The 23852-nt window shown below is 63.0% G+C and carries 21 protein-coding genes; all 21 read right to left on the bottom strand.

Going from position 1 to position 23852, the window contains the following annotated elements; translation table 11 throughout:
- Window positions 1-71: 71 nt before the first annotated feature.
- The gene (locus tag F6V30_RS04250; RefSeq protein ID WP_151155261.1) at window positions 72-3284 is read right to left on the bottom strand and encodes an efflux RND transporter permease subunit; all 3213 of its coding nucleotides are present in this window, start codon (window positions 3282-3284) and stop codon (window positions 72-74) included.
- 3 nt (window positions 3285-3287) lie between these two features.
- Window positions 3288-4403: an efflux RND transporter periplasmic adaptor subunit gene (locus F6V30_RS04245; RefSeq protein WP_151155259.1), complete on the bottom strand. Its 1116-nt coding sequence runs from the start codon at window positions 4401-4403 to the stop codon at window positions 3288-3290.
- On the bottom strand, window positions 4400-5746 hold the full coding sequence (locus tag F6V30_RS04240; RefSeq protein ID WP_151155258.1) for a TolC family protein: 1347 nt from the start codon (window positions 5744-5746) through the stop codon (window positions 4400-4402). Before F6V30_RS04240 ends, F6V30_RS04245 begins: the two co-directional genes overlap by 4 nt.
- A gap of 181 nt (window positions 5747-5927) precedes the next feature.
- Complete coding sequence (pal, locus tag F6V30_RS04235) at window positions 5928-6515, bottom strand: peptidoglycan-associated lipoprotein Pal (protein ID WP_151155256.1); 588 nt, start codon at window positions 6513-6515, stop codon at window positions 5928-5930.
- Between the two features lie 197 nt (window positions 6516-6712).
- Window positions 6713-7993, bottom strand: coding sequence for a Tol-Pal system beta propeller repeat protein TolB (gene tolB, locus F6V30_RS04230; protein WP_151155254.1), 1281 nt, complete (start codon window positions 7991-7993; stop codon window positions 6713-6715).
- Window positions 7994-8003: 10 nt separating this feature from the next.
- A complete protein-coding gene (gene tolA, locus F6V30_RS04225) occupies window positions 8004-8756 on the bottom strand; it encodes a cell envelope integrity protein TolA (RefSeq protein WP_191965574.1) in 753 nt (250 codons plus the stop codon).
- Between the two features lie 34 nt (window positions 8757-8790).
- Window positions 8791-9204 (bottom strand): protein TolR, encoded by a 414-nt coding sequence (gene tolR / locus F6V30_RS04220; RefSeq protein ID WP_149307539.1) that lies wholly within the window; start codon window positions 9202-9204, stop codon window positions 8791-8793.
- A 3-nt stretch (window positions 9205-9207) separates the two neighbouring features.
- Window positions 9208-9879: a protein TolQ gene (gene tolQ / locus F6V30_RS04215; RefSeq protein WP_151155250.1), complete on the bottom strand. Its 672-nt coding sequence runs from the start codon at window positions 9877-9879 to the stop codon at window positions 9208-9210.
- Window positions 9880-9960: 81 nt separating this feature from the next.
- Window positions 9961-10746 (bottom strand): TIGR00282 family metallophosphoesterase, encoded by a 786-nt coding sequence (locus tag F6V30_RS04210; protein ID WP_151155249.1) that lies wholly within the window; start codon window positions 10744-10746, stop codon window positions 9961-9963.
- A 75-nt stretch (window positions 10747-10821) separates the two neighbouring features.
- A complete protein-coding gene (gene rny, locus F6V30_RS04205; RefSeq protein WP_476739151.1) occupies window positions 10822-12369 on the bottom strand; it encodes a ribonuclease Y in 1548 nt (515 codons plus the stop codon).
- 104 nt (window positions 12370-12473) lie between these two features.
- Complete coding sequence (locus F6V30_RS04200) at window positions 12474-13067, bottom strand: 5-formyltetrahydrofolate cyclo-ligase (RefSeq protein ID WP_151155245.1); 594 nt, start codon at window positions 13065-13067, stop codon at window positions 12474-12476.
- A 316-nt stretch (window positions 13068-13383) separates the two neighbouring features.
- On the bottom strand, window positions 13384-13656 hold the full coding sequence (locus F6V30_RS04195; RefSeq protein WP_151155243.1) for a cell division protein ZapA: 273 nt from the start codon (window positions 13654-13656) through the stop codon (window positions 13384-13386).
- Between the two features lie 106 nt (window positions 13657-13762).
- Entirely contained in the window at window positions 13763-13939 is a 177-nt protein-coding gene (gene zapB / locus F6V30_RS04190; RefSeq protein WP_151155241.1) for a cell division protein ZapB, read from the bottom strand.
- A gap of 118 nt (window positions 13940-14057) precedes the next feature.
- Window positions 14058-15101 (bottom strand): signal recognition particle-docking protein FtsY, encoded by a 1044-nt coding sequence (gene ftsY / locus F6V30_RS04185; RefSeq protein WP_151155239.1) that lies wholly within the window; start codon window positions 15099-15101, stop codon window positions 14058-14060.
- Window positions 15101-15457, bottom strand: coding sequence for a roadblock/LC7 domain-containing protein (locus F6V30_RS04180; RefSeq protein WP_151155237.1), 357 nt, complete (start codon window positions 15455-15457; stop codon window positions 15101-15103). Before F6V30_RS04180 ends, ftsY begins: the two co-directional genes overlap by 1 nt.
- 119 nt (window positions 15458-15576) lie before the next feature.
- A complete protein-coding gene (smc, locus tag F6V30_RS04175) occupies window positions 15577-19107 on the bottom strand; it encodes a chromosome segregation protein SMC (RefSeq protein ID WP_151155235.1) in 3531 nt (1176 codons plus the stop codon).
- A 304-nt stretch (window positions 19108-19411) separates the two neighbouring features.
- Window positions 19412-19639 (bottom strand): hypothetical protein, encoded by a 228-nt coding sequence (locus F6V30_RS04170; RefSeq protein WP_151155233.1) that lies wholly within the window; start codon window positions 19637-19639, stop codon window positions 19412-19414.
- A 360-nt stretch (window positions 19640-19999) separates the two neighbouring features.
- Window positions 20000-20461 carry a hypothetical protein gene (locus F6V30_RS04165; protein ID WP_151155231.1) on the bottom strand — a complete coding sequence of 154 codons (462 nt, stop codon included), beginning with the start codon at window positions 20459-20461 and terminating at the stop codon, window positions 20000-20002.
- A 59-nt stretch (window positions 20462-20520) separates the two neighbouring features.
- Window positions 20521-22410 carry an ATP-binding cassette domain-containing protein gene (locus F6V30_RS04160; protein WP_151155229.1) on the bottom strand — a complete coding sequence of 630 codons (1890 nt, stop codon included), beginning with the start codon at window positions 22408-22410 and terminating at the stop codon, window positions 20521-20523.
- A gap of 154 nt (window positions 22411-22564) precedes the next feature.
- Window positions 22565-22837, bottom strand: coding sequence for a DUF1653 domain-containing protein (locus F6V30_RS04155; protein WP_151155227.1), 273 nt, complete (start codon window positions 22835-22837; stop codon window positions 22565-22567).
- The gene (locus F6V30_RS04150) at window positions 22834-23808 is read right to left on the bottom strand and encodes a homocysteine S-methyltransferase family protein (RefSeq protein ID WP_151155224.1); all 975 of its coding nucleotides are present in this window, start codon (window positions 23806-23808) and stop codon (window positions 22834-22836) included. Before F6V30_RS04150 ends, F6V30_RS04155 begins: the two co-directional genes overlap by 4 nt.
- Window positions 23809-23852 lie beyond the last annotated feature (44 nt).

The raw sequence follows: 23852 nt of genomic DNA, 5'->3' as shown, positions 1-23852 counted from the left end.
CCTCTCTCGTATGTTGATTGGCGGATGCGGGCAAAGGGCCAATTGGGCCCCTCCCCCGTCCCCCGGTTTCATTATGTCTCTTGTCCCTTATTATGCCGTTCTTTCCAACTCTGCACCAGATAGTACAGGACCGGTATGGTCACCCGGGACAGGGTCGTGGAGGCGATTTCGCCGCACATCATGGCGATGGCCAGTCCCTGGAAAATCGGATCGAAGACGATCACGAAGCTCCCCACCACCACGGCGGCGGCGGTCAGGAGCATGGGGCGGAAACGCACCGCGCCGGCCTCGATGATCGCCTCGTCCAGGGGCATCCCCTCCCGGCGCTTCATCTCGGCGAAGTCGATGAGGATGATGGAGTTGCGTACGATGATGCCGGCCAGGGCGATGAAGCCGATCATGGAGGTGGCGGTGAAGAACGCCCCGAACAGGGCGTGCCCCGGCAGGATGCCGATCAGGGTCAGGGGGATGGGGGCCATGATCACCAGGGGGGTGGTAAAGTCCCTGAACCAGGCCACCACCAGGATGTAGATCAGCACCATCACCGCGCCGAAGGCCATGCCCAGGTCGCGGAAGACCTCGTAGGTGATGTGCCACTCGCCGTCCCACTTCATGCCCACGTGTTCCTCGCTCCACGGCTGCCGCGAGGCCAGCACCTCGATCTTTGCACCGTCCGGCGTCGGCAGGGCGGCGATCTCCTTGCGCACCTTGAGGATGGCGTAGACCGGGGCCTCGATCTCGCCGGCCACGTCGCCGATCACGTAGACGACATTCTTCAAATTTTTGCGATACAGAGTCTTTTCCTCGGCCCCCGGGGTGGCCCGCACCAGTTGGGAGAGCGGTACGTTGCCCCCGGGTCCGGGGAGGGAGATCGACGAAAGGTCGGCCACGGAGCTTCTCTGGGAGACCGGCAGGCGCAGGTTGATGGTGACCGGCTCCTTTTCCCGGGGCAGATGCAACAGCCCCACATCCTCTCCCCCCAGGGCGATCCTGAGCGTCCGCGCCACATCCTCCACCGGGATGCCGGCCAGGGCGGCCTTTTCCCGGTCAACGGCGAGGGTCACCTTCTGCTGGTCGTCCTCCCGATACCAGTCCACGTCAACCACCCCGGCGGTCCGGGCCAGGATCGCCTTGACCCTGGCGGCCACCCCCGCACGGCTGGCATCGTCCGGTCCATAGACCTCGGCCACCAGGGTCGAGAGCACCGGCGGTCCGGGGGGAATCTCGGCCACCTTGACCCGCGCCCCGTACTTGTCGGCGACCGCCTTCAGCAGCGGCCGAATGCGCTTGGCAATGGCATGGGACTGGTCCCTGCGCTCGTCCTTACGCAGCAGGTTGACCTGGATATCGGCCAGATTCGGCCCACGGCGCAGGTAGTAGTGGCGTACCAGACCGTTGAAGTTGAAGGGCGCGCTGGTGCCGATGTAGAGCTGGAAATCGCTGACCTCGGGCACGCCCCGCAGGGCATCCCCCATCTCGCGGGTAATGCGGGCGGTCTGCTCCAGCGGCGTCCCGTCCGGCGCATCGACGATCACCTGCAACTCGTTCTTGTTGTCGAAGGGGAGCATCTTGACCGTAACGGCCTTGAACCAGATCAGCGAGCAGGAGAGCAGCAACAGGACCACCACGCCTGCCAGAAAGCCGTGGCGCAGGGTGGCGTTGTGGATCAGGGCCCCCATGCCCTTGCGGTAAAAGGCGGTCAGCTTTGAATCCTCGGGCGCCTCGTCGGAACCGTAATGGGATTCACCCTTCATAAAGCGGTAGGCAAAGTAGGGGGTCACGATAAAGGCGATCAGCATGGAGAAGAGCATGGCCATGCTGGCCCCCACCGGGATGGGGCGCATGTACGGTCCCATCAGCCCGCCCACGAAGCCCATGGGCAGGATCGAAGCGATCACCGCGAAAGTGGCCAGCACCGTCGGGTTCCCGATCTCGTCCACCGCGCGGACGGCGGCCTCCAACGGCTTGAGCACCGTGGTGGTGAAGTAGCGGTGGATGTTCTCCACCACCACGATGGCGTCGTCCACCAGGATGCCGATGGAGAAGATCAGGGCGAACAGGGTGATGCGATTGAGCGTGTAGCCGATCAGGTAGAAGATCAGCATGGTCAGGGCCAGGGTGACCGGGATGGCGATGGCGGCCACCGCTCCGGCCCGCCACCCCATGAACAGGGCGATCAGGATCGTGACCGAAAGCGCCGCCAGGAACATGTGGAACAGGAGTTCGTTGTTCTTCTCTTTGGCGGTCTCACCGTAGTTGCGGGTTACGGTGACCTGCACATCCGAGGGGATCACTTTCCCCTTGAGTGCCTCGACCTTTTTCAGCAGGTCCTCGGCCACCCAGGTCGCGTTGGCCCCCTTGCGCTTGGCGATGGAGATGGTCACCGCGGCGTAATCCCGGTTCGGGTCGCCGGTCAGGCCTTTGGCACGGGCCCCCGGTCCCAATCCCATGAAGACATACGTATCCGGCACCCTCGTCCCGTCGGTGACCTGGGCCACGTCGGCCAGGTACACCGGCTTGCCGTTGTACACCCCGACCACCAGACGCTTGACCGCATCGCCGCTCTCCAGGAAATTGCCGGTTTCCACCAGCATCTCCCGGTTGCCGCTGGTGAAGGAGCCGGAGGCGAGCGCGGCGTTGCCCTTGTGCAGGGCCGCCGCCACCTGGAGGGGCGAGAGGCCGTAACCGGCCAGTCGCGGGGCATCCAGGGTCACCCGCACCTGGCGCGTCAAGCCGCCCTTGATCTCCGTTTCGGCGGCATTGTCGCCCTTTCTCAGGTCATCGCAGACCTCCCGGGCCAGGGTGCGGAGGGTGGCGTGGTCATAGCGCGGGGACCAGAGGGTCAGGGACATGATGGGGACATCGTCGATGGATTTCGGCACCACCAGCGGTTCCCCCGCGCCCGGCGGGAGGATGCCGCGGTTGCTCATGACCTTGTTGTAGAGCTTGACCAGCGACTCCTCCATGGGTTGCCCCACCAGGAAGCGCACCGTGATGATCCCCATGCCGGGGCGGCTCATGGAGTAAAGGTATTCGACCCCCTTGATCTCCCAGAGCTTGCCTTCGAAGGGCTTCACCACCCGTTCCTGCACCTCTTGGGGTGAGGAGCCGGGGAGGGGGAGGTAGATGTCCACCATGGGCACGACGATCTGGGGCTCTTCCTCCCGCGGGGTCATCTTGACCGCAAAGACGCCCAGAAGGAGCGAGGCGGCAACGATCAGCGGCGTCAGCTTGGAGTCGATGAAGGCGTGGGCTATTTTTCCGGCGAAGCCGAGACGTTCCATGGTCTATTCCACCTTCGCGCCTTCGCTGACCTTATCCGCGCCCGACACCACCACCCGCTCGCCGTCGGAAAGGCCGGAGAGGATCTCCACCTTGCCGCCAACGCTCTTGCCGCTCTTCACCAGCCGCATGCGCGCGGTATGAGCCTGATCCACCACCCAGACCGAGGTCAGCGCCCCGCGCTCCACAACGGCGCGCTCCGGCAGCAGGATGCCGTTGGCCGTGCTTCCCAGGCTGATGGAAGCGCGCCCGAACATACCCGATGCCACCCCTTTCCGGTCCAGGGGCACTTTGGCGATGAACGTGCGGCTCTGGGGATCGGCAGAAGGGACGATCTCGGCGATCCTGGCGCTGATGGTCACCTGCAGGGCATCCAGCGTGACCTGAAGCGGCGTCTGCACCTTGGCCCTGGTTGCCAGCGATTCCGGCAAGGCCAGCTCAAGCTGGTAACTCCCTTCGCTGTCGATGGTCATCAACGGCTGGGCCGGGAAGACCGTGGACCCCAAGTCAACCTGCCTGGCAGTGACGACCCCGGAGATCGGGGCAACTATCGTTGCGTAATCGGCCATGCGGGAGGCGGCCCGCGCCCCTTCCCTGGCTTGCCGGTAACGGGCCTGGGCCCGGGCAACGCCCTGGGCGGCCACCTCCTGTTCGGTCTGTTTGGTGTCGAATTCCTGGCGGGTGACGGCCTGCTCCTTATAGAGGCGCTGATAGCGGTCGAACGTCACGTCGGCCAGCCGCTTGCGGGCCTGAGCTTCATCCAGCGCGCGCTGGGCCTCGTCACTGCCCGCCACGGCAGCGGCTCCGGTCGCCCCGGTTTCCTGGGCATCAAGGCGGGCCAGGAGCTGTCCCTTCCTGACCCGGTCCCCTTCCCGCACCTTCAGCACGGTGACGGTGCCGGGGATACGGGCCGAAACCACGGCGCTGGTACGCGCCTTTACGGTGCCGACCACCTCCATGAGATCCGGCACGGCAACGGCCTTCACCGTTTCCACCTGGACGCCCTTGACGACCACTGCCGGCGAACGTTCCCCGTGCCCGGCCTCCGGCCCTTTCCCGCCGCAACCGGCGAGGATTGCCGCCCACAGGCCTACGGCGAGCAGATACGAAAACCTCGTCATTTCATAATCTCCTTCAGGAATGTCCCGGCCGCATGATAGACCCGCCCACCGGCCAGGGCATAGTTGGCCTCGCTTTCTGCCAGGTTCGAGCGGACCTGATTGAGGGCGTTCTGGGCGTCCAGCAAGTCAACCATGGTCGCCAGGGAATTTTCGAAACGCCGCGTCAGCAGACGCACCGTCTCTTCGGCATCCCGCAGGGCATTGCGGGCCACCTCGAGCCGCTTGCCCATCTCCTCCCTTCGCAGGCGGTTTTCCCGCACCTGGAGGGCGATATCCCTGTTTGCCTGTTCCAGTTGCTCGGCCGTTGCCGAACGTTCGGCAACGGCCCGGTCCCGGTCGCGATAGCGGCGAAACCCGTCGAAGAGTTGCCACGTGAGGCTCACCCCGGCCACCCAGGCGTCGTTATCGGCCCCCAACGGGACATCCCTGGCGTTCATCTGGTACGAGGCGAAAGCGCCCACTTCGGGCAGATAGGCGCTGCGGGCCAGCTTGAGGGCCGCCTCGGATTTCCCCAGTTCGGCACGGTACTGCTGCAACTCTTTCCTGTTCTCCCGTGCTACGGCCACCAGGTCTTCGGAGGCGAGGGGCGGGGCAAAGGCTGGCGCCGATTCCGCGATGTCCAGTTCCTGTCCGTTTTTGAGGCCGACCACATCGGCCAGGTGCAGCTTTGCCAGTTCCAGGTCGTTACGGACGCTGATGAGTCGCTGCTCCACGGCGGAGAGGTGCGTCCTGGCGCGAAGTTCGTCGGAAAGCAGCCCAACCCCCGCATCGCGGCGCACCCCTGCCAGCCTCAGGTTTTCGCGGGCGTCTCCGATCGCCTGGTCGGCGGCCTTGAGTTGCGCAACCGCCTTCTGCACCTCCAGATAGCGCCTGAAAACCTGGAAGGCGATATCCTGCCGGGCAGCCTCCAATCCCAGGTCCTGTTTTTCGGACTCCCGGGCGGCCAGTTCCCTGGCCGGAGCGATGGAGGGACGGTATAACGGTTGATTGACCGTCAGGGCGGTTCTGAAGTCATGGGAGGCGGAGGGGTGATTGAGATTATTGGTAAGAAAGTCGTTCTGGGTGAAACGTGCCTCGTCAAGCTTCATCATGAAGGCCTGGGTGGGGGCATTGGAGGCGGTAAGGGCCTCCTCGAAGGTGAGGGAGGGGTAGTAGTACGATTCCGCGATGGCAACCCCCTGGCGCGCCGCGTCGGCATGGTGGCCGGCGGCCCTGATGAGATGGTTATTCTCCAGGGCTGCGCCGATGGCCTCCTTCAGGGTCAGGTGCTGAACCGCGGGCGCAGCGTTTGCCTGCCCCGCCATCACCACAACCTGCATGAGAATAATGAATGCCTGTTTCACCGAGTAGCTCCCAGAAATAGATTAATATATGAAAAACAATATATATTATCTTTCGGAATGTCAAGGGAAACGTCTCGCAAACTCCCATCTCGACGCGCAGGGCCCCCCGAAAAGAATACGCCGGGATGCGGTCAGCATTCCGGCGTATATCATGACGGTCGCCTATGTGTAGCAGGCGTGCTTATTGCACGATAACGAATTCATCCCTTCTGTTCTTGGCCCAGGCGGCCTCATCGTGGCCATCGACCGCCGGTTTTTCCTTGCCGTAGCTGATGATGGAAAGGCGGTCGGCGGCGACCCCCAGGGTGGTCAGGTAGTGCAGGGCCGATTTTGCACGGCGCTCACCCAGGGCCAGGTTGTATTCGGCCGAGCCGCGTTCATCGCAATGGCCGGCGATCTGGACCTTGATGCCGGGCTTGTTTTTCAGCAGGATCTCGGCGTTTTTGCTGAGCACGTCACGGGCATCCTGGCTCAGGTCTGATTTGTCGAAATCAAAATAGACGCTTTCAAAAGCGGTTTCCGCAGCCGGAGCGGCGGCAACAGGGGCTTCAGCCTGCTTGATCGGCTCGGCCGCCGGGGTAGCCTGCTCAGGCTGAGCCTGTTTGGTCGGCTGGGGTGCGACTTCCGGCCTGGCAACTTCGGGGGCCTTTGGCTGCTCGGCCTTGACAACCGGTTCCTCGCTCTTGACGACTTCCTTGTTTGCGCAACCGCTGGCCAGCAAAGCCGCCAGACTAAGCGCTGCCAGCACTACCATGGTTCCTCGTTTCATAACAATTCTCCTTGGTCTTGGATTTATTATGATCTGCCGCCTGACTATCAAAGCGTTAACGAATTATACAACAGACAAAAAGATTTGCAATTGCGAATAGGGAATAATTTCACACCTGTTGGAGAAACAAATCCCCGGTGTTTGGCCGGTTGCGCCGTCGCGGAAACGGCCCCGCCCCGGTTCTTCAAAATAGCCTGTCAGCGGGGCGACCAGGCCGGCTGGCTCCCATTTCCCTTGCCCTGGCTGACCCTGATCTGGCCACTGCCGTCGGCCCGCATCACATAGATCCCGTCAGGGCCGCCCCTCTTCGAGCTGAACGCAATGAAACGCCCGTCCGGAGACCAGGCGGGATTTTCGTTGCTCCCCGTGGTGGTAAGCTGGGTGTCGCCGCTGCCGTCGGCATTGATGACGTAGATATGGAATGCCCCGCCATGCATGCGGGCATAGGCGATCTTGTCCCCCTTGGGGGACCAGCGGGGGTTGACGTTATACCCCCCGGCGGTGGTCAACCGGCGCACGTTGCCGCCGTTGGCGTCCATCACGAAAATCTGCGGCTTGCCCAACCGGTCGGAGACAAAGGCGATGCGTTTGCCGTCCGGCGACCAGACCGGCGAGACCTCGATGGCAGGGCTGACGGTCAGGCGCACCGGGTTGCTGCCGTCCCTGGCGATGGTGTAGATTTCCGCGTTGCCGTCCTTGCTGAGGGCTAGGGCGATCTTCGTGCCGTCCGGCGACCAGGCGCCGGTGATGTTGAGCCCTTTGCGTTTGGACAGGGGGATTTCGACCGTGCTCGACAGGGCGCGCTTATACAGGTCGGGGTTGCCCCGTTTGTACGAGGTGAAGACGATCTCCCGCCCGTCGGGCGAGAAGTCGGGGTTAAGGTTGATGGAGCCGTTTCTGGTCAACGGCAACAGGTTGTGCCCGTCCCAGTCCATGACGGCGACCTCCTTGTTGCCGTACTGGGTCGAGATAAAGGCGATATGGGTCGTAAAGGGGCCGCGTTCGCCGGTCATCTGCAGCAGCACCTCGTCACAGAAGGAGTGGGCGAACCGGCGCAGATCCTTGCTCTTCCCCAAGTACCGCTTGGCGGTCATCATCTTGTTGTTGAGGGCGTCGTACAGGCGAAACTCCACCGTCAGGTTGTCGCCGCTGATGCTGTATTCGCCGCGCACCAGCATGTCGAACCCCGCAGCCAGCCACGGGGCGAAATCGGTCGCCCCGAACATGAGGCCGCCGGCAAGCGGCAACGGCTCCCTGATCTCGGCATTCGCCAGACCCGACATGTTCATGTCGAAGGCGATCACGCCGGCCATCTCCTTGGCGGCGCCCGCACTCGACGCGGCGTTTTGCGCGTGGGGTATTTCGACCGCAAGTTTGAGCTGGCGATTGCCCGGCGCCGTCACCTCGACATATCCGGGCTGGGCATGGAGGGCGGTCGGCAGGACAAATAGCAGCATCAGGGTTAAAAGCAGTTTCATTGAGACCTCGTTACAGCTTGTTGCGGGAAATGCCTTTGGGCTTGAAGACAAACGTCCCCTCGAAGACCTTGTGGTTGGGAGGCGGAACGAGTTTATCGCCGGCCTTTTCCACCGCCCGCAGCACCGACAGTTCAAACGTCCGGTCGCCGCTGCTCTTTTCGATCTTCTGACGGGTCACCTTGCCGTCGGCGTCGATATATAAGTGGACAACGACCTCGGGATTTTTGCTGGTATAGGAGATGGTCTGATAGAAGGCGTCCTTCAGGCGCGACTGGACGTATGCCGTGTAGTCGCTGCCGGCCTCGCTGCCGCTGCCGGCCGGCATCCCGGCCCTGCCGCTCCCGGACGTCTTGACTTTTTTGCGGAGCCGCTCCAGGGCGGCCTCCTGTTGCTGGGACTCGGCCTTGCTCTCAAGCTTCGCCATCTTTTCGGCAAAGGCCGTATCGCTGGCGGTGTCCGTCTTTTCGGCTTTCTCGGCCTTTTGGGCTTTTCCGGTCGGTGCGGTGCGCGCCTTGGTGCTCGGTTGCGGGGGGGACGGCATGCTCAACGGGGCTTCGTGGGTTTGGGGCGGAGGCGGGGCTTCGGCATCGTTCCCCTTCTGGGTCGGACTGCCGGCCCGGGGGTTGGCTACCGGCAGGTTGACCACATCGACATAATAGGTTTCCTGAACGGTTGCCGTGGTCGGGAAAAGCTGCCCCCACCACAGCAGCAACAAAAAAACCGCCAGATGAATGACGGCGGAAATACTGAAGCTAACGCCCATTCCGGCGTCATGTGTGTCCTGCGTTGTGATCATCTTATTTCGGAGACGGCTCCGTCACCATACCGAGCCGTTCTATTCCGGCCCCTTTGATGTCGGCCATGATCCTGACAACCTCGCCATAGGGAACGCCGGCATCGGCCTTGAGAAAGACCTCTTTCTTGGTTCGCGATTCGAACATGCTGGTCAGCTTGGAGCGCAATTCCCCCGCAGGGGTTTCCTCTTTGTTGATGAAGACCTTGTTGTTCTTATCGACGGTGACCACCACCGTTTCCTCCGCCGGGTTCATGGCCTTGGTGTCGGCCTTGGGGAGGTTGACCTGCACCCCCTGCTGCATCATCGGCGCCGTCACCATGAAGATGACCAGGAGCACCAGCATGACATCGACCAGCGGGGTGACGTTTATCTCCGCCATCGTGCCCCTGTTGTCATTACGTCCGCCCATTGCCATCGCTTATTTTCCTGCCACGTTGCGTTGCACGATATTGAGGAACTCGGTGGAGAAACTGTCCATCTCGTTGATCAGAACCCGGATCTTGTGCTGGAAGTGATTATAGGCCATGACGGCCGGAATGGCGGCCACCAGGCCGATGGCGGTGGCGATCAGCGCCTCGGCGATGCCGGGGGCGACGACGGCCAGCGAGGCGGAGCCGGTCTTGCCGATCCCCTCGAAAGCGGTCATGATGCCCCAGACCGTCCCGAACAGCCCGATGAACGGCGATGTGGAGCCGGTGGTCGCCAGGAAGGTCGTATACTTTTCGAGACGGGTGATCTCCGAGTTGGTTGCGCGGCGCAGGGCGCGGGAAACGTTTTCGATCCCTCCCAGGTCGGTGCTGAGGACGCTGGTGTCGGTCGTGCCGCTCCCCGCAACGAATTTGCCCAGCTCGCCGTACCCCTCGTTGAAGAGCACCGTCAGCGGCGAACCGGTGAAACGGTCCACCTGGGAGGCGATGGCGTCAAAACGTTTGGATTTCCAGAAAAAGTCCATGAAGCGTTCCGAATCGCTGTTGGCCTTGTAGATCTGGAAAAACTTGAACATGATGATGGTCCACGACAGGACCGAGAAGGCGATGAGAATAAACAGAACAATCCTGACAACGAGACCGGTACCGACTAAAATGCCCACAGGGAGCACCTCCGAGTAAATATGTTCGCTTAAAAACTAGCCCGTTCACTGGATCAAGTCAAGCCAAAATCATCAAAGCACTCAACAACCCACGGTAATGCGCTCAATGCTGAGCGCCCTGCCGTTTTCCGGGTCAATCCCGACCAGTACCCCGTTCAGGCGGATATCCTTCTTGGGAATCTCAAACTTTACCGGCAGTTGAGTGAGAAACTTGCGGATGGCCTCTTCCTTGCCGATACCGATCACGGAATCAAAGCTTCCGGTCATGCCGGCGTCGGTCAGGTAGGCCGTCCCCTGGGGGAGGATACGCTCGTCGGCGGTCTGCACGTGGGTGTGGGTGCCGACAACGGCGCTGACCCGGCCGTCGAGATACCATCCCAGGGCCGACTTCTCCGAGGTTGCCTCGGCATGGAAATCGACGAAGATGAGCGGCGTTTCCTTCCTCAGCAGTTCGATCTCCCGATCCGCGACGCGGAAGGGGCATTCCAGATTCTTCATGTAGACCCGCCCCTCCAGGTTGAGCACCCCAACCTTGACGCCCCCCGGGGTGGTGACGACGACACTGCCGGTACCCGGCACCTCCGCGCCATAGTTGGCCGGCCGGAGGATACGGCGGTCGGCCAGCACGAGCGGGACCTGTTCCCTCTTGTCCCAGATATGGTTGCCGCTGGTCAGGCAGTGTACACCCGTGTCGAACAGTTCCTTGGCCGTTTCGGTGGTCAGGCCGAAACCGCCGGCAGCGTTTTCGCCGTTGGCGATGATCAGGTCCACCGCGTGCCGGTCAACCAGACGGTGCAGTTCACGGGAAAGGGCCTGACGCCCCGGCTTGCCGATGATGTCGCCGATGAAGAGGATTTTGATGCTCATTGAGTGCTTTCTCTACGCCCCCCTCCCATGGGGAGGGGGGGATGCGATAGATGTGAGGGGACAGGCGGCAGACGATCAGCGGGCGAACTCGACGGCTCGCGTCTCGCGGATCACGTTCACCTTGATCTGCCCCGGGTAGGTCATCTCGGCCTCGATCTTTTTGGCAATGTCCCGGGCCATGATCAGCGATTGTTCGTCGCTGACCTGTTCGCTGGACACCATCACGCGGATCTCCCGACCGGCCTGAATGGCGAAGGAAGAGCTTACGCCGCTGAAGGAGGTGGCAATGCGCTCCAGATCTTCCAGACGCTTGACATAGGTTTCCATCATCTCGCGCCGGGCTCCGGGACGTGCGCCGGAAAGGGCGTCGGCCGCCTGAACCAGCACCGCCAGCACGGTGGAGGGTTTTTCGTCCTCGTGGTGGGCCATGATGGCATGCACGATCTTCGGTGATTCACCGTACTTCCTGGCCAACTCGGCCCCGATCACGGCGTGGGACCCTTCCACCTCGTGGTCAACCGCCTTGCCCAAGTCGTGCAACAGGCCGGCACGCTTGGCCTGTTTGACGTTGATCCCCAGTTCCGCCGCCATGATGCCGCAGAGGAACGCCACCTCCAGCGAATGCTGGTAGACGTTTTGGGTGTAGGAGGTGCGGTATTTGAGGCGCCCGATCAGCTTGAGCACCTCGGGATGGATGCCGTGGACCCCCAGGTCGAAGGCCGCCTGTTCGCCCGCTTCCTTGATGGAGAGTTCCACCTCTTCGGTGGACTTGGCCACCACCTCTTCGATACGGCCGGGATGGATGCGGCCGTCGCCGATCAGTTTCTCCAGGGAGAGACGGGCCACCTCGCGGCGAACCGGGTTGAAACCGGACAGGATGACCGCTTCGGGGGTGTCGTCGATAATCAGATCGATGCCGGTAGCCGCCTCCAGGGCACGGATGTTGCGCCCCTCGCGCCCGATGATGCGCCCCTTCATCTCATCGGAAGGGAGCGGCACCACCGATACCGTCCGCTCCGCCACGTATTCGCCGGCATACCGCTGAATGGCCAGAGCCATGATCTCCTTGGCCTTCTTGTCGGCAGTCTCCCGGGCTTCCTCTTCGATAACCTTGATGAGCTTGGCCGCATCGTGTTTGGCTTCGCTCTCCATGGCGTTCATCAGTTCCTTTTTGGCCTCGCCGGCCGTCATGCCCGAAATCTGCTCGAGTTTGGCCATCTGGGCACCGACCGCCTTTTTCAGTTCGTCTTCGCGTTCGCCAAGGGCCTGTTCCTTGGCGGAATGAACCTGCTCTTTTTTCAGGATATCCAGTTCTTTCTGGTCAAAAAGGGCAACCTTCTTGTCCAGATTCTCTTCCTTTTGCAACAAACGCTTTTCGAGATTCTGGAGCTCACGCTTCTTCTCCCGCATCTCGCGCTCGTACTCTTCCTTGGCCTCGATGGCCGCGTTCTTTGATTTGAGCTCGGCCTCCTTGGTGATGGTCTCCGCCTCGCGCCGGGCATCCTCGATGACCTTGTTCGCGAGGTCATCCGCCTGACGGACGATGGCGTCCGCATCCTTCTTGCTGAACCTGGTGCCGGCAAAATACGCCCCGGCGGCCACCGCCAGGATGGTGACAACCATCCAGATACTCACTTCCATATCAATAACCTCCTCTATCAGACTGTTGAAGCGTTACCGCGGGGTCGTGTCCCACCCACCCCGCTCCGGTCGCACCAGCCTGTTTTTTAATCCGGACCACCGAGATGGCTCCGGTTACTTCCGCAGCGGACAACCCGCCGATCGCTGACGATGATCTCCATTCGTATATCGTGCCCTTCTGCCGGGATCGCCCCCCCGACAATCTGAAAATCATGGCACAGTCCCACCAAGTGGGCCGTGCGTCCCGGATGTCGCAGAAAACGGTCGTAAAACCCCTTGCCGTAGCCGATACGATGCCCGTTCAGGTCAAAGGCCACCCCCGGCACCACGATCAGGTCCGGCTCATCGGCGTGGTGATCGACGCCGGTGGGGCACGGTTCAAGAATGCCGAAACTCCCCTGCTCGAGACTAGCCAGTCCCTCCACCTGGCGGAACACCATGTGTTCCCCGCAGACGGCCGGGTACAGCACCCGCTTCCCGGCCCTGAAGGCGGCTGCCACGATCTCGGTGGTATCGGCTTCGTTGCGCGCCGGGGCGTAGAGGGCAATACACTCCGCCCGTGAGTACTCTTCGAGGTCGAGCAGGTTTTGCTGGGCCAGCAGGCTGGAGGCATGCCACGCTTCCTGGCTGAGCGCCAGACGCAGGGCCAACATCTGCTGCCGTAATGACCGCTTGGGCATACTATCGATTCCACGCAAAATTCGTTTACAAACAGACAAGTAGAGAGTGCCCAGAGGAAGAGGGTCCTGGGAAGGTCGATCAGGGAGGGTGAAAGGGGAATGGCTCGTGAGTGCCGCAGAATTTGGTTGGGCGCTGGTTTTTCCTCGGGAGCGATTCCTTCCTTTCGTCGTTGAATATATTCTGCGGGTGTCAGGTTATCAGCAGGCGGGGACCAGCGTCGCCACACCTACCGGGACTGATTGTGATGCTGGTGCGAATATATGATCAAGTCTCCCTTACGAGACCTTGTACGTGCAGCCGGATGTTCCGAGCTCATCACGCTTTTTCCAACTTTTCCATCAACCGGTGCAGCGAGGCATCGATCAGGCCGCCCCGCTCTGCGGAACTGCGCAGTTCCAGCAACTCTTCACTGACGTTGAGCAGCGCCAGCATGAGCACCAACTGGGCATCGCCGTTCTTGAGGGCACTGCCGATTTCGTGCAGTCTGGCGTTGACAAACGATTCCACCGCCTGGACCTTTTCGGCGGAAGCCGAACTCCTGACCGAAAGCTCCCGGCCAAGCACCGTCACCAGATGGGTCGTTTTCATAGGGGTTCACCGGCACCTGTCGTGTTTTGCCGGTATCCCGGCACACCCGCCCCAGCTGTCGGCAGAGACGGTCCGGTATCGGCGCAGCCGCCGCCTTCCCGGCAATTCAAATTCCTTCGAGCTTGCCGAGAATGGCATCGACACGCGACTTGAGCCCTTCGCGCTCCGCCAGGAGGCGCCCGTTTTCCTCAGCCAGCCGGGCGTTGTCGGCTTTCAGGCTTGAATACTTGTCAAGCAGGTCATCGACCTTCTTTTCCAACGCTGTAAACAGTTCCTGATCCATGATGCAAGCTTCCTTTCGCGACAGATTACTATACCCAGAGGACACAGTGAAGTCAAGCCCTAATTGCGTGAAATCTCGGGCTTCTCCGGCCCTTCGGCGTTGTTTGGCAGCGGGTTTGTCAGGCCTGGAAGAGGGCATCCGTGAACTCCTGCGGATTAAAGTCGCGCAGGTCGTCGATCGCCTCCCCAACACCGATATAGCGGACCGGCAGACCGAATTCATGGCTGACCGCCACCACGATCCCCCCCTTGGCGGTGCCGTCCAGCTTGGTCAGAGCGATGCCGGTGACCCCGGCCGCCTCCTTGAAAAGCCGCGCCTGGGAGACGGCGTTCTGGCCGGTGGCCGCGTCCAGCACCAGCAGCGTCTCATGGGGGGCACCGGGAATCTCGCGGCTGATGACACGGTGAATCTTCTTCATCTCCTCCATCAGGTTGACCTTGGTATGCAGCCGGCCGGCCGTATCGACGATCAGGATATCCACCTGCCGGGCCACGGCAGCCTTGCAGGCGTCGAAGACCACCGCGGACGGGTCGGCCCCCTCCTTGTGGCGGACGACATCCACGCCGGAGCGTTCCCCCCAGGCCTCGAGCTGCTCGGCAGCCGCGGCGCGGAAGGTATCGGCGGCAGCGAGGAGCACCCGTTTCCCCTTGCCGGTGAAACGGGAGGCCAGCTTGCCGATGGTGGTGGTCTTGCCGACCCCGTTCACGCCGATGACCAGCAGTACAAAGGGGTGCCGCGCATCGGTGTCGAGTACGCTATGGTGGGCGTTCAGGCGCGCCAGGATATCAGCCTTGAGGGCCGCCCGCAGCGCCTCGCCGTCCTTGAGTTCGTTACGCCCCAGGCGCTGCTCCAGGGAGCGGATCAACTCCACCGTGGTTTTGACGCCGATGTCCGAGGTGATCAGGATCTCTTCCAACTCCTCCAGGGTGTCGGCATCGATCTCCTTTTTCCCCAGCACCAGGGCGTCGATGCGGCCCACCAGCCCATCCTTGGTCTTTTTCAGGCCGTTTTTGAGGCGCGAGAAGAAACCGGGCCCACTATCCGGGCGTTCTTCCGCCCCGGCCGGCGGTGGCGGTTCGCTATCATTCGTCTGCGGTTGCCCGGTCCCGGCGATTTTATCCACCAACCCCCGGAAAAAGCCCTTCTTTTCCTGCTGCTCCATCAGATCTCCTTCTTGAGCCGCGTCACGGCAGCGCGAAAATGATGCAACGCCAAGGCCACCGGGCAGGCGCGGTCGACATCCATCACCAGGGAATAATCGTCGTCGATGCAGCCGATGATCAGGTGGCGCTCGCTGGCGGTCACCACCACATCCTCAATGGCCCCCACCTGCGCACTCCCCTGCATCTCCTTCAACCGGGCCAGGATGATCCCCTTGTGGGCGCCGATGAAGCGCATCTCATAAGGATCGCAGAGACACCACTCCTGTACCGCCTCACCCTCCCAATCCACCAGAATGGCTCCCACCGCCCGGGGGGTTTCCTCGACCAGCGTTTTCAGAATACGTTGAAACGGCATTATCATATCCTCACGACAAAATACCAGCACCCGCACGGGGCATAAAAACAAATGTCATGCCGTCCTGCCGGACCGCGGGGCCACGGCGAGCCCCGGCTTCCTTCTTCCCGGCACCACCTTCAGTGCAGCCTGACCGACACGATCCGCGACGCCCCCGGCTCTTCCATGGTGATGCCGTAGAGGGTGTCGGCCACCTGCATGGTGGCCTTGTTGTGGGTGATGATGATGAACTGGGAAACGGCGCTCATCTCCCGCACCATGTCGTTGAAACGGCCGATATTGGCATCGTCCAGGGGCGCATCCACCTCGTCCAGCAGACAGAAGGGCGTCGGTTTGATCAGGAAGATGGAGAAGATCAGCGCCACCGCCGTCAACGCCTTCTCCCCCCCCGAGAGGAGGGTCACATTCTGGAGCTTCTTGCCCGGCGGCTGCACGATGATATCAATGCCGGTCTCCAGAAGGTCTTCCTCGTTGGTCAGGCGTAACTCGGCCCGCCCCCCGCAGAACAGGCGCGGAAAGACCTCCTGAAACGTGGCGTTGACCTGGTTGTAGGTCTCCAGAAAGCGCTGCCGGGTGGTACGGTTGATACGCTGGATGGCCTGCTGGAGGCTGCGCAGCGACTCTTCCAGATCGTTTTTCTGGGACGACAGGAAGTTGAAGCGTTCCTCCATGCCGGCGCACTCCTCGATGGCGAGGAGGTTTACCTCGCCCATATCGTCCAGGAGGCGCTGCAACTCGACTTGGCGCGCCCGGCGGGCCGCCTCGTCGAATGCCACCCCTTCCAGCCGTGCCAGGACCTCGGCCATGCTGGTGCGACTGTTTTCTTGCACGGAACGTTCTAAATGTTCGGCCTGCATCGTCAATGTGGAAAAACGCAGATTCAGATCCGCCTGGAGTTGACGGACCGCGTCGCTCTCCTCACGGGCCTTCTTGGTCCTGGCTTCGGCCTCGGCCAGGGCCGCGGCGGCCTCCTCGCTGGCGGAGCGCACACCGGCCAGCAGGCTCTCCGCTTCGGCCTGGCGGCGGACGAGCCCTTCCAGGCGCTCGGCTTCCGTGGCAATGACACCCTCCAGGCGCACCCGCTCGCCGCCACCCGTCTCCAGTTCCAGCCGGTCGGCGGCCAAGCGCCGGGTGAGTTCCTCCACCTGGCGTTCCAGGCCGGCGATGTCGCGCAGGTGGGCCTCATGCTGTTCCTTGAGGGTGGCCGTCTGCACCCGGATGGCGGTGACCCGCTCCCGGGCGGCGGCCAGATCCTTCCGGCGGGCCTCCAATTCTTCCTTCAGGCGTCCCACCTCCTGCTCAAGCTCCCGGGAGACATCGCCGGTCTCTCCCAAACGCGTCTGGGACTGCTTCAGCTCGGCCTCCAGCCCTTCCCGCTCCTCGTCCAGGGTGGCCGTCTCCAGGGCCTGCAGGGCCAGACGCTCCTCGATCCGGGCGATCTCGTCGGCCGTCTGCTGGCGGTCCTTGGCCAGGCCGGTCCGCTTCAACTCGGCCTGGTGCAGCTGGCTCCCGGTGACCTTCAACTCCTCCGCCACCTCCAGGGAGCGGTGCCGCAGTTCGTCACGTTCCTTGGCCAGGGATTCGGTTTCCCGCTCCAACCCGGCCACCGCCTCCTCCAACTCCTTGATTTCCCGCTTTTTATGGATGATCCCCTTCTGTACCTGTTCGGCGGAGCCTCCGGTCACGATCCCGCCCAATGCCGCCATATCACCATCCGGGGTGACAAAAATGAGCTCAGGGTGCTGCCGGGCCAAGCGAATGGCGTCGGCAATCCCGTCCACCAGCAGGACATTGGCCAGCATGAACCGGATCAGGCCGCCGAACGGTCCGCTGACCGCCATCCGGTCGGCCAGCGCCGTAGCGCCCGGCACCACAGGGACAGTTCCCGTCTTAGGCTCCAGAGGGAGAGCGATGCCGGCCCGGCCGCCGTTATTCCCCTTGAGAAAGCGCAGGGCCGCTAGGGCGTCGCCATCATCCGCACAGAGTATGCACTGGAGCCGGTCCGCCAGGACCGCCTCCACCGCCGCCTCAAGCTCGGGCGGGGCCTCGACGGCATCGGCCACGACCCCGCTGAAGCGGGAGCGCAGCCCCTCGTCCTTCATGAGCTTGCGCACCCCCTGACCGTAACCGGCAAACTGGTTTTCCAACTCCCGCAGGGAGTGGAGACGAGACGAACTGCGGTTCAGTTCATCCCGCCGGGACTGCCATTTTTTTTCCACCTCGGGCAGGCGCTGCCGTAACTCGGCCTCCCGTCCGCGCAGGGCGTTCAACTCCACCTGGAGCTGTTCCTGCTCCACCTGCGCCTCGGCCACCTGGGCATCCAGCGCACCGGCGCGCTGGCCGGCCAGTTCCCGGCGTTCCCTGAGTTGCAGCTCTTCGCGGCGGTGCCGTTCGAACCGTTCCGTCAGGCCGGCCAAGCGCTTCTGGGCCGTTTCGTAACGGAATTTGTGTTGGGACGACTCGGCCAGGGCCGCGAACAACTCCTTGCGCCGGGCCTCCTGCCTGCGGTTGAGCTCCTCCTCGGCCTGCTGGTGCCCGGCCAACGCCTCCTCGGCCCGTTGCAACTCGGCCTGCATGGCGGCGGTATCGGTCGTGGAACTGTCCCGGCGCAATTGCAGCAATCCCCGGCGCTCGGAACACTCGGCCAGACGCTTCTCCCGCTCGCCCGCCTCGCCGCCGAGACGCTCCAGCCTCCCCTCCAGGGCGGCCAACTCCTTGCGCTGGAACATCACGCCGTTCTCGGCGGCGCTGAACTCGCTCCTGACCCGGAAGATATCCTCCTGGGTCGCGGCCAGACGCTTCTCCGCCTCCACCAGCCGGAGCCGGGCCTCTTCCACCTGGGATTCCCCCAGGGCAGCCCCGGCAAACGCCCCGCGGATACGCTCGTTGAGTGCCGCCAGTTCCCGCTCGGCCTCGCCGCGCCGGACCTGGGTGTCGCGGTACTCGCGCCCCACGAAGAGCAGTTCGATCTCCCGCAGTTCGTCCCGGTACGCGCGGAAATTCTCGGCTTTTTTCGCCTGGCGCTGCAACGAGGCCAACTGCCGCCGGATCTCCCCCAGCACGTCGTTCAGGCGGGAGAGGTTCTGGCGGGTCCCCTCAATCTTCTTCAAGGCCAGATTTTTGCGCGACTTGAACTTGGTGACCCCGGCGGCCTCCTCGATCAGGAAGCGCCGTTCCTCCGGGCGGGAATGGAGGATCATGCCGATCTTGCCCTGTTCGATGATCGAATAGGCGCGGGTGCCGACGCCGGTATCCATGAACAGTTCGGTGATATCCAGCAGGCGGCAGGGGGTCTTGTTGATCAGGTAATCGCTTTCGCCGTCCCGGTAGAGGCGGCGGGTAAGCTGAATCTCGGCATAATCCAGGTACTTGGCCGGTGCCCGGCCGTCCTCGGTGGAGAAGACCAGGGACACTTCGGCCACCCCCAACTGCTTGCGGGTCTCGCTGCCGGCAAAGATCACGTCTTCCATGGCCTTGCCGCGCAGGTTCTTGGCCGACTGTTCACCCATGCACCAGCGGATGGCATCCACGATATTGGACTTGCCGCAGCCGTTGGGGCCGACCACGCCGGTCACCGCCTGCTGGAAGTCCAGCACCACCTTGTCGGCGAAGGACTTAAAGCCCGATATTTCGAGACGTTTTATTTTCATAGGGGTGGCTACTTTATCAGAGGGGATGAAACTCTGTCCAGAGGGATGTTCCAATGACGCCCCAGGAGGGACGTTACAGCCGCTGTCTCTTACGTGCGCACCCAGGCGCCCCCGAATGTTCGGAGACCATTCCCGAACAGGTTCTGAATCTCGCTCCTGGGGTGTTCGGCCGCCTACTGCAGGCAACTTTATCGGTTTGGCAACACGAGGAGCAGGGGGCCCGGATGAGGGCAAAAGAAAAGGGGCCGCGGTTCGCGGCCCCTTCACCAGAGGTCCTGTTGCATGGTTACCTCCTTGATTTGTGCTAGGCCTTGTGTGTTGCCGTTTTTGCTTCGCCCTTGACCACGCCCTTCACGCCTTTCGCCATGCCGAACATGAGCAGGAGGGCCGGCATGAGCTGTGCCGCGACGATCAGCGCACAAAAGCCGAGAAAGATCCAGACGAAGAGCCCGCTGTCATCGACACGCGGAGCAGAGGCTGCAAATGCGGTTGCGGGTGCGATGGTTCCGATAATGGTAGCTAACGTTTTCATGGCGTCCTCCTTTTATTTTGTGATCCGTTACGCTCTTGACCTTTATCTAGCATCGTGCGTGCCAAAACACTCCCCAGGAGAAACCAGTTTCATAACATTGCGACATAACTTGATTTAATAATTTTACAGCGAGATCGCGGCCGGGATATGGGGGTGGCACGCGCCGGGAGGTGTATTGCAACACCATACACCCGTGGAGGGGTAGAAAACGACAACCCCGCTACGGATGGGGCTTTGACGGCTTTGGACCGGATCAAAGGGGGTGTATATAATTATGCGCAAGATTGAGGGGATCGATCACCAACACCATCCCGGTCCGCGACCGGCGTTACGCCAGGGGCCCGATCCTCCCACGCCCCGTCAGGATGCGGCCCCATCCTCCATGACCACCGGCAGTTCATACCCGGTCAGACGGTAGAGGTTGTGCCAGGCGGTGGCGCAGCGGCCGCAGGTGTGCCACTGTGCCAATTCCCCTTTCGCCGCGGTGATGTGGCCGGGGTTGATGTCCCGGGAGCCGCACTTGGGGCAGCGCTCGCCATGCTGTTTGACGAACACCTCCTGGGGCACGAACTCCGGCTTGATGGTCCCCTGGATGGCCTTGTAGACCGTGGAGGTGGTGGCAACGCCGGAGATGCAGGCGTCGGCTTCCGATGCGCTGGCATCGGCGATCAGTATCTCGGGCGGCGTACTGTCCCGGTACACCAGGCTGCAGGTGTACCCCTTGGAGGTGCGCTCGATCTTCAGGCCAAAGGCGGTGTCCTTGAGCGGCCCCAGGTTCAGGTCGGTGCAGCGGGCCTTGAGTTGCTTTTCCGTGACTTTCATTGTTTCCTCGTACGCTTCGCGTGTGATAGGCGGCCCCCCCGGCCGCCGGATTGCACATCCTATTGCAGCGCCTCCAGCTCTTCCCAGCGGCCATAGGCGGCGGCCAACTCCTGCTCCAACTCCCCAAGCCGACTGTTGACCGCGGCCACCTCGGCACCGGCCGACTTGTAGAAATCTGGATCGGCCAGGGTGGCGTGCAGCCGCCCCTGTTCCTCCTCAAGGGCGGCGATGCGGTCCGGCAGGGCGGCCAACTCCCGCTCCTCCTTGAAGGAGAGCTTGCGGGGGCGCTCCTTCTGGGGCCGCCCCTTCTCCTGTGCCGGTTTGGAGGTAACAACGGGGGCAGCGGGCGCCTCCGCGGCGGCCTGGCGGAGCCAGTCGTCGTATCCCCCCACGTATTCGCGGACCGCACCATTGCCGGAGAGTACCAGCGTGCTCCCCACCACATTGTTGAGAAACTCCCGGTCATGGCTCACCAGAAGCAGGGTCCCGGAATACTCCAGGAGCAGGTCCTCCAGCAGATCCAGGGTCTCGGCGTCCAGGTCGTTGGTCGGTTCGTCCATCACCAGCACGTTGGAGGGCTTGGTGAACAACTTGGCCAAAAGCAGCCGGTTGCGCTCGCCGCCGGAGAGGATCGAGACCGGGCTGCGGGCCCGTTCGGGTGAGAACAGGAAGTCCTGGAGATAGCCGATGATGTGGCGGCTCTTGCCGTTGATCACCAGGGTGTCGTTCCCCTCCCCCACGTTGTCCTGTACGCTTTTGTCCGGGTCGAGCTGTTCCCGCATCTGGTCGAAATAGACGATCTCCAGGCGGCTGCCCGCCTTGACCGCGCCCTGGTCCGGCGTCAACTCCCCCAGCAGCAGGCGCAGCAGGGTGGTCTTGCCCGAGCCGTTGGGGCCGATGATCCCCACCCGGTCCCCGCGCATGATGGTGGTGGTCAGGTCGGCGATGATCGGACGGCCGTCGTAGGCAAAGGAGACGTGCTCCACCTCCGCCACCAGGCGGCCGGAACGCTCCCCCTCCTGGAGTTGGATCCTGGCCGTGCCCTGGCGCTCCCGGCGCTGGCGGTACTCCTCGCGCAGGCTTTTCAGGGCCCGCACCCGTCCTTCGTTCCGGGTCCGGCGGGCCTTGATCCCCTGCCTGATCCAGGCCTCTTCCTGGGCCAGTTTCTTGTCGAACAGCGCCTGACGGGTAACCTCGGCCTCCAAGAGCGCTTCCCGGCGCTCCACGAACTCGTCGTAGCCGCAGTTGAAGGCATAAATCCGCCCCCGGTCCAGCTCCGCCACCCGATTAGCCAAACGCCGGGCAAAGGCCCGGTCATGGGTCACAAAGACCAGGGTCTTGACCTGATGCAGCAGAAAATCCTCCAGCCAGAGGATGGTGTCGATGTCCAGATGGTTGGTCGGCTCGTCCATGAGCAGGATGTCCGGTGCGGCGATCAGCGCCTTTGCCAGCAGCACCCGGCGTTTGGTGCCGCCGGAGAGTGAAGAGAAAGCGACCTCGGCGTCCAGGTGCAGCCGCTTCAACACCCGCTCCACCTCATGGTGCAGGCTCCAGCCGCCGCTTTCCTCCAGCTTGTGCTGCAACTCCTCCAGTTCGGCCAGGAGCGCCTCGCTCCCCTCCAGGGAGAGGCGGTGGGCGACCCGGTGGTACTCGGCCAAGAGCTCGGCCGCGTTGCCCATGCCCGAGGCCACCACGTCGAAGACCGTGCCGTCGACCCCCATGGGCACATCCTGGGAGACCAGGGCGACCCGGAGCCCTTGCTGGCGCTGGATCTCGCCCCCCTCCAGGGGGAGTTCGCCGCCGATCAGCTTGAGCAGCGTCGATTTGCCGGTGCCGTTGCGGCCCAGCAGGCAGAGGCGGTCCCCCGGCTCGATCTGGAGGTTGATGCCGTCGAAGAGCGGTGGCCCGCCGAAGGCCAGGGTTATGTCGCGAAGGGTGATAAGTGCCACGAATACCTCAATATCTGATGGTTTGATTGACTGTAACGGTTGTGTGGATCACGGGGTGCGGGCTTGGCGCGGTTGCGTGCATTCGCTGGTTATAATAAACTCTCGCCATAACGTTATACCTCGGATGGCGAGAAGACTGGGGGAAATTTGCAAGTTAAACTTTCAAATTTCCCCAATTTCCCCCATCAAGTGTCCCATGCCCTTCCCCCACCCACTGGAATCTCGGCACCTGCCGCCCACCCACCTGAACCTCCTCCAGAAACATGCCGAGCGGCCGGACCCACAGGGAGCGGTCGCCGTACAACTGGCGGTAGACCACCATCTCCTCCTCGGTCTCGCTGTGGCGGGCGATGGCGACCACCTCGTATTCGTTTCCCTTGTAGTGCCGGTAACGGCCGGGGCGCAGCCGAGCCGGGGCGGCAGTCATAGCCCCTCCTGCACGTGTGGCAACCGGGCGGCAAGGCGCCGCGCCAGGGAGTCGATATGGCGCTCGTCCGTACCGCAGCACCCTCCCAGCACCTTCATACCCAAATCCCCGTGCAGGGCGGCCACCGCCGCGCCGAAGAGCTCCGGCGCCTCTTCCACCAGCTCGGTGCTGTTGTCCAGCTCTTCCGGGCTCAGGGCGGCGGTGTTGGCCAGCAGGCCGATCACCCGCTCCCTGACCAGCGGTGACGAGTTACGCTCGTGGCAGAGGGCGCGGCGGAAGACCGAGGCGTGGGTGCAGTTGATCAGGTAGGCCAGGGGCGGCGGTGAGGCCTGGCTGTCGATGGCGGCGATAGCGTCTTTGAGCGGCGTGCCGTCCAACAGGGTCCCCTGCGGGCGGGCCACGAAACTGATCAGATAGGGGAGCCCGGTGGCCGCCAGGGCCTGGGCCAAGCCGATGGCCTCGCTCAGGGCCGGCAGGGTGGTAGCCTTGAGCAGATCGACCCCGGCTGCGGCCAGGGCTTCGGCCTGCCAGGCGTGGAAGGCGCGCGCCTCGGGGGCGCTCAGGGCCTCTTCCGGCTTATAGGCATCCCCCTTGCAACTCATCAGTCCGCCGATGATCACATTCTTGCCGTAATCCCCCTGCTCCCGGCGCAGACCGTCCAGGAAGCGGAAGTTGTCGCCGTTCAGGTCGCGGCCGGCCAGCCCGGCGGCGGCGATACGCTCGCGACCGGCACGCCAGGTGGGGGTGGAAAGCAGGAGCGGCAGGCCGTAGTTGCGGCCGATCTCAAGGTACTGGCGGCAGATCCGCCCGAGGGCGCACCGCCCGTGGTCGTCGTAGATCAGGGCCGAGTTGACCACCTGCTCGTCCAGGCGGATGTCGGGCATGCGCCGCAGGCGTTCGATGACCGCCCCTTCGGCCAGGATGACCGGTGATGCTGCCAAAAGTTCCTGAAAGGCCCCCATGTGGTTCATGCTGCCCTGCCCCCTGCGTTGCGAAGACGGAATTGGCTGAAAGG

Source organism: Oryzomonas sagensis (assembly GCF_008802355.1).
Classification (GTDB): Bacteria; Desulfobacterota; Desulfuromonadia; order Geobacterales; family Pseudopelobacteraceae; genus Oryzomonas; species Oryzomonas sagensis.
The sequence above is the reverse complement of the archived record's forward strand: the minus strand, read 5'-3'. Positions and strand labels throughout refer to the sequence as shown.

What these genes read in the sequence shown, in the direction of transcription:
- F6V30_RS04250 (WP_151155261.1), bottom strand. Translation starts at nt 3,284, where the DNA reads ATGGAACGTCTCGGCTTCGCCGGAAAAATAGCCCACGCCTTCATCGAC.
- F6V30_RS04245 (WP_151155259.1), bottom strand. Translation starts at nt 4,403, where the DNA reads ATGACGAGGTTTTCGTATCTGCTCGCCGTAGGCCTGTGGGCGGCAATC.
- pal (WP_151155256.1), bottom strand. Translation starts at nt 6,515, where the DNA reads ATGAAACGAGGAACCATGGTAGTGCTGGCAGCGCTTAGTCTGGCGGCT.
- tolB (WP_151155254.1), bottom strand. Translation starts at nt 7,993, where the DNA reads ATGAAACTGCTTTTAACCCTGATGCTGCTATTTGTCCTGCCGACCGCC.
- tolA (WP_191965574.1), bottom strand. Translation starts at nt 8,756, where the DNA reads ATGGGCGTTAGCTTCAGTATTTCCGCCGTCATTCATCTGGCGGTTTTT.
- tolR (WP_149307539.1), bottom strand. Translation starts at nt 9,204, where the DNA reads ATGGCAATGGGCGGACGTAATGACAACAGGGGCACGATGGCGGAGATA.
- F6V30_RS04210 (WP_151155249.1), bottom strand. Translation starts at nt 10,746, where the DNA reads ATGAGCATCAAAATCCTCTTCATCGGCGACATCATCGGCAAGCCGGGG.
- rny (WP_476739151.1), bottom strand. Translation starts at nt 12,369, where the DNA reads ATGGTTGTCACCATCCTGGCGGTGGCCGCCGGGGCGTATTTTGCCGGC.
- F6V30_RS04200 (WP_151155245.1), bottom strand. Translation starts at nt 13,067, where the DNA reads ATGCCCAAGCGGTCATTACGGCAGCAGATGTTGGCCCTGCGTCTGGCG.
- F6V30_RS04195 (WP_151155243.1), bottom strand. Translation starts at nt 13,656, where the DNA reads ATGAAAACGACCCATCTGGTGACGGTGCTTGGCCGGGAGCTTTCGGTC.
- zapB (WP_151155241.1), bottom strand. Translation starts at nt 13,939, where the DNA reads ATGGATCAGGAACTGTTTACAGCGTTGGAAAAGAAGGTCGATGACCTG.
- ftsY (WP_151155239.1), bottom strand. Translation starts at nt 15,101, where the DNA reads ATGGAGCAGCAGGAAAAGAAGGGCTTTTTCCGGGGGTTGGTGGATAAA.
- F6V30_RS04180 (WP_151155237.1), bottom strand. Translation starts at nt 15,457, where the DNA reads ATGCCGTTTCAACGTATTCTGAAAACGCTGGTCGAGGAAACCCCCCGG.
- smc (WP_151155235.1), bottom strand. Translation starts at nt 19,107, where the DNA reads ATGAAAATAAAACGTCTCGAAATATCGGGCTTTAAGTCCTTCGCCGAC.
- F6V30_RS04170 (WP_151155233.1), bottom strand. Translation starts at nt 19,639, where the DNA reads ATGAAAACGTTAGCTACCATTATCGGAACCATCGCACCCGCAACCGCA.
- F6V30_RS04165 (WP_151155231.1), bottom strand. Translation starts at nt 20,461, where the DNA reads ATGAAAGTCACGGAAAAGCAACTCAAGGCCCGCTGCACCGACCTGAAC.
- F6V30_RS04155 (WP_151155227.1), bottom strand. Translation starts at nt 22,837, where the DNA reads ATGACTGCCGCCCCGGCTCGGCTGCGCCCCGGCCGTTACCGGCACTAC.
- F6V30_RS04150 (WP_151155224.1), bottom strand. Translation starts at nt 23,808, where the DNA reads ATGAACCACATGGGGGCCTTTCAGGAACTTTTGGCAGCATCACCGGTC.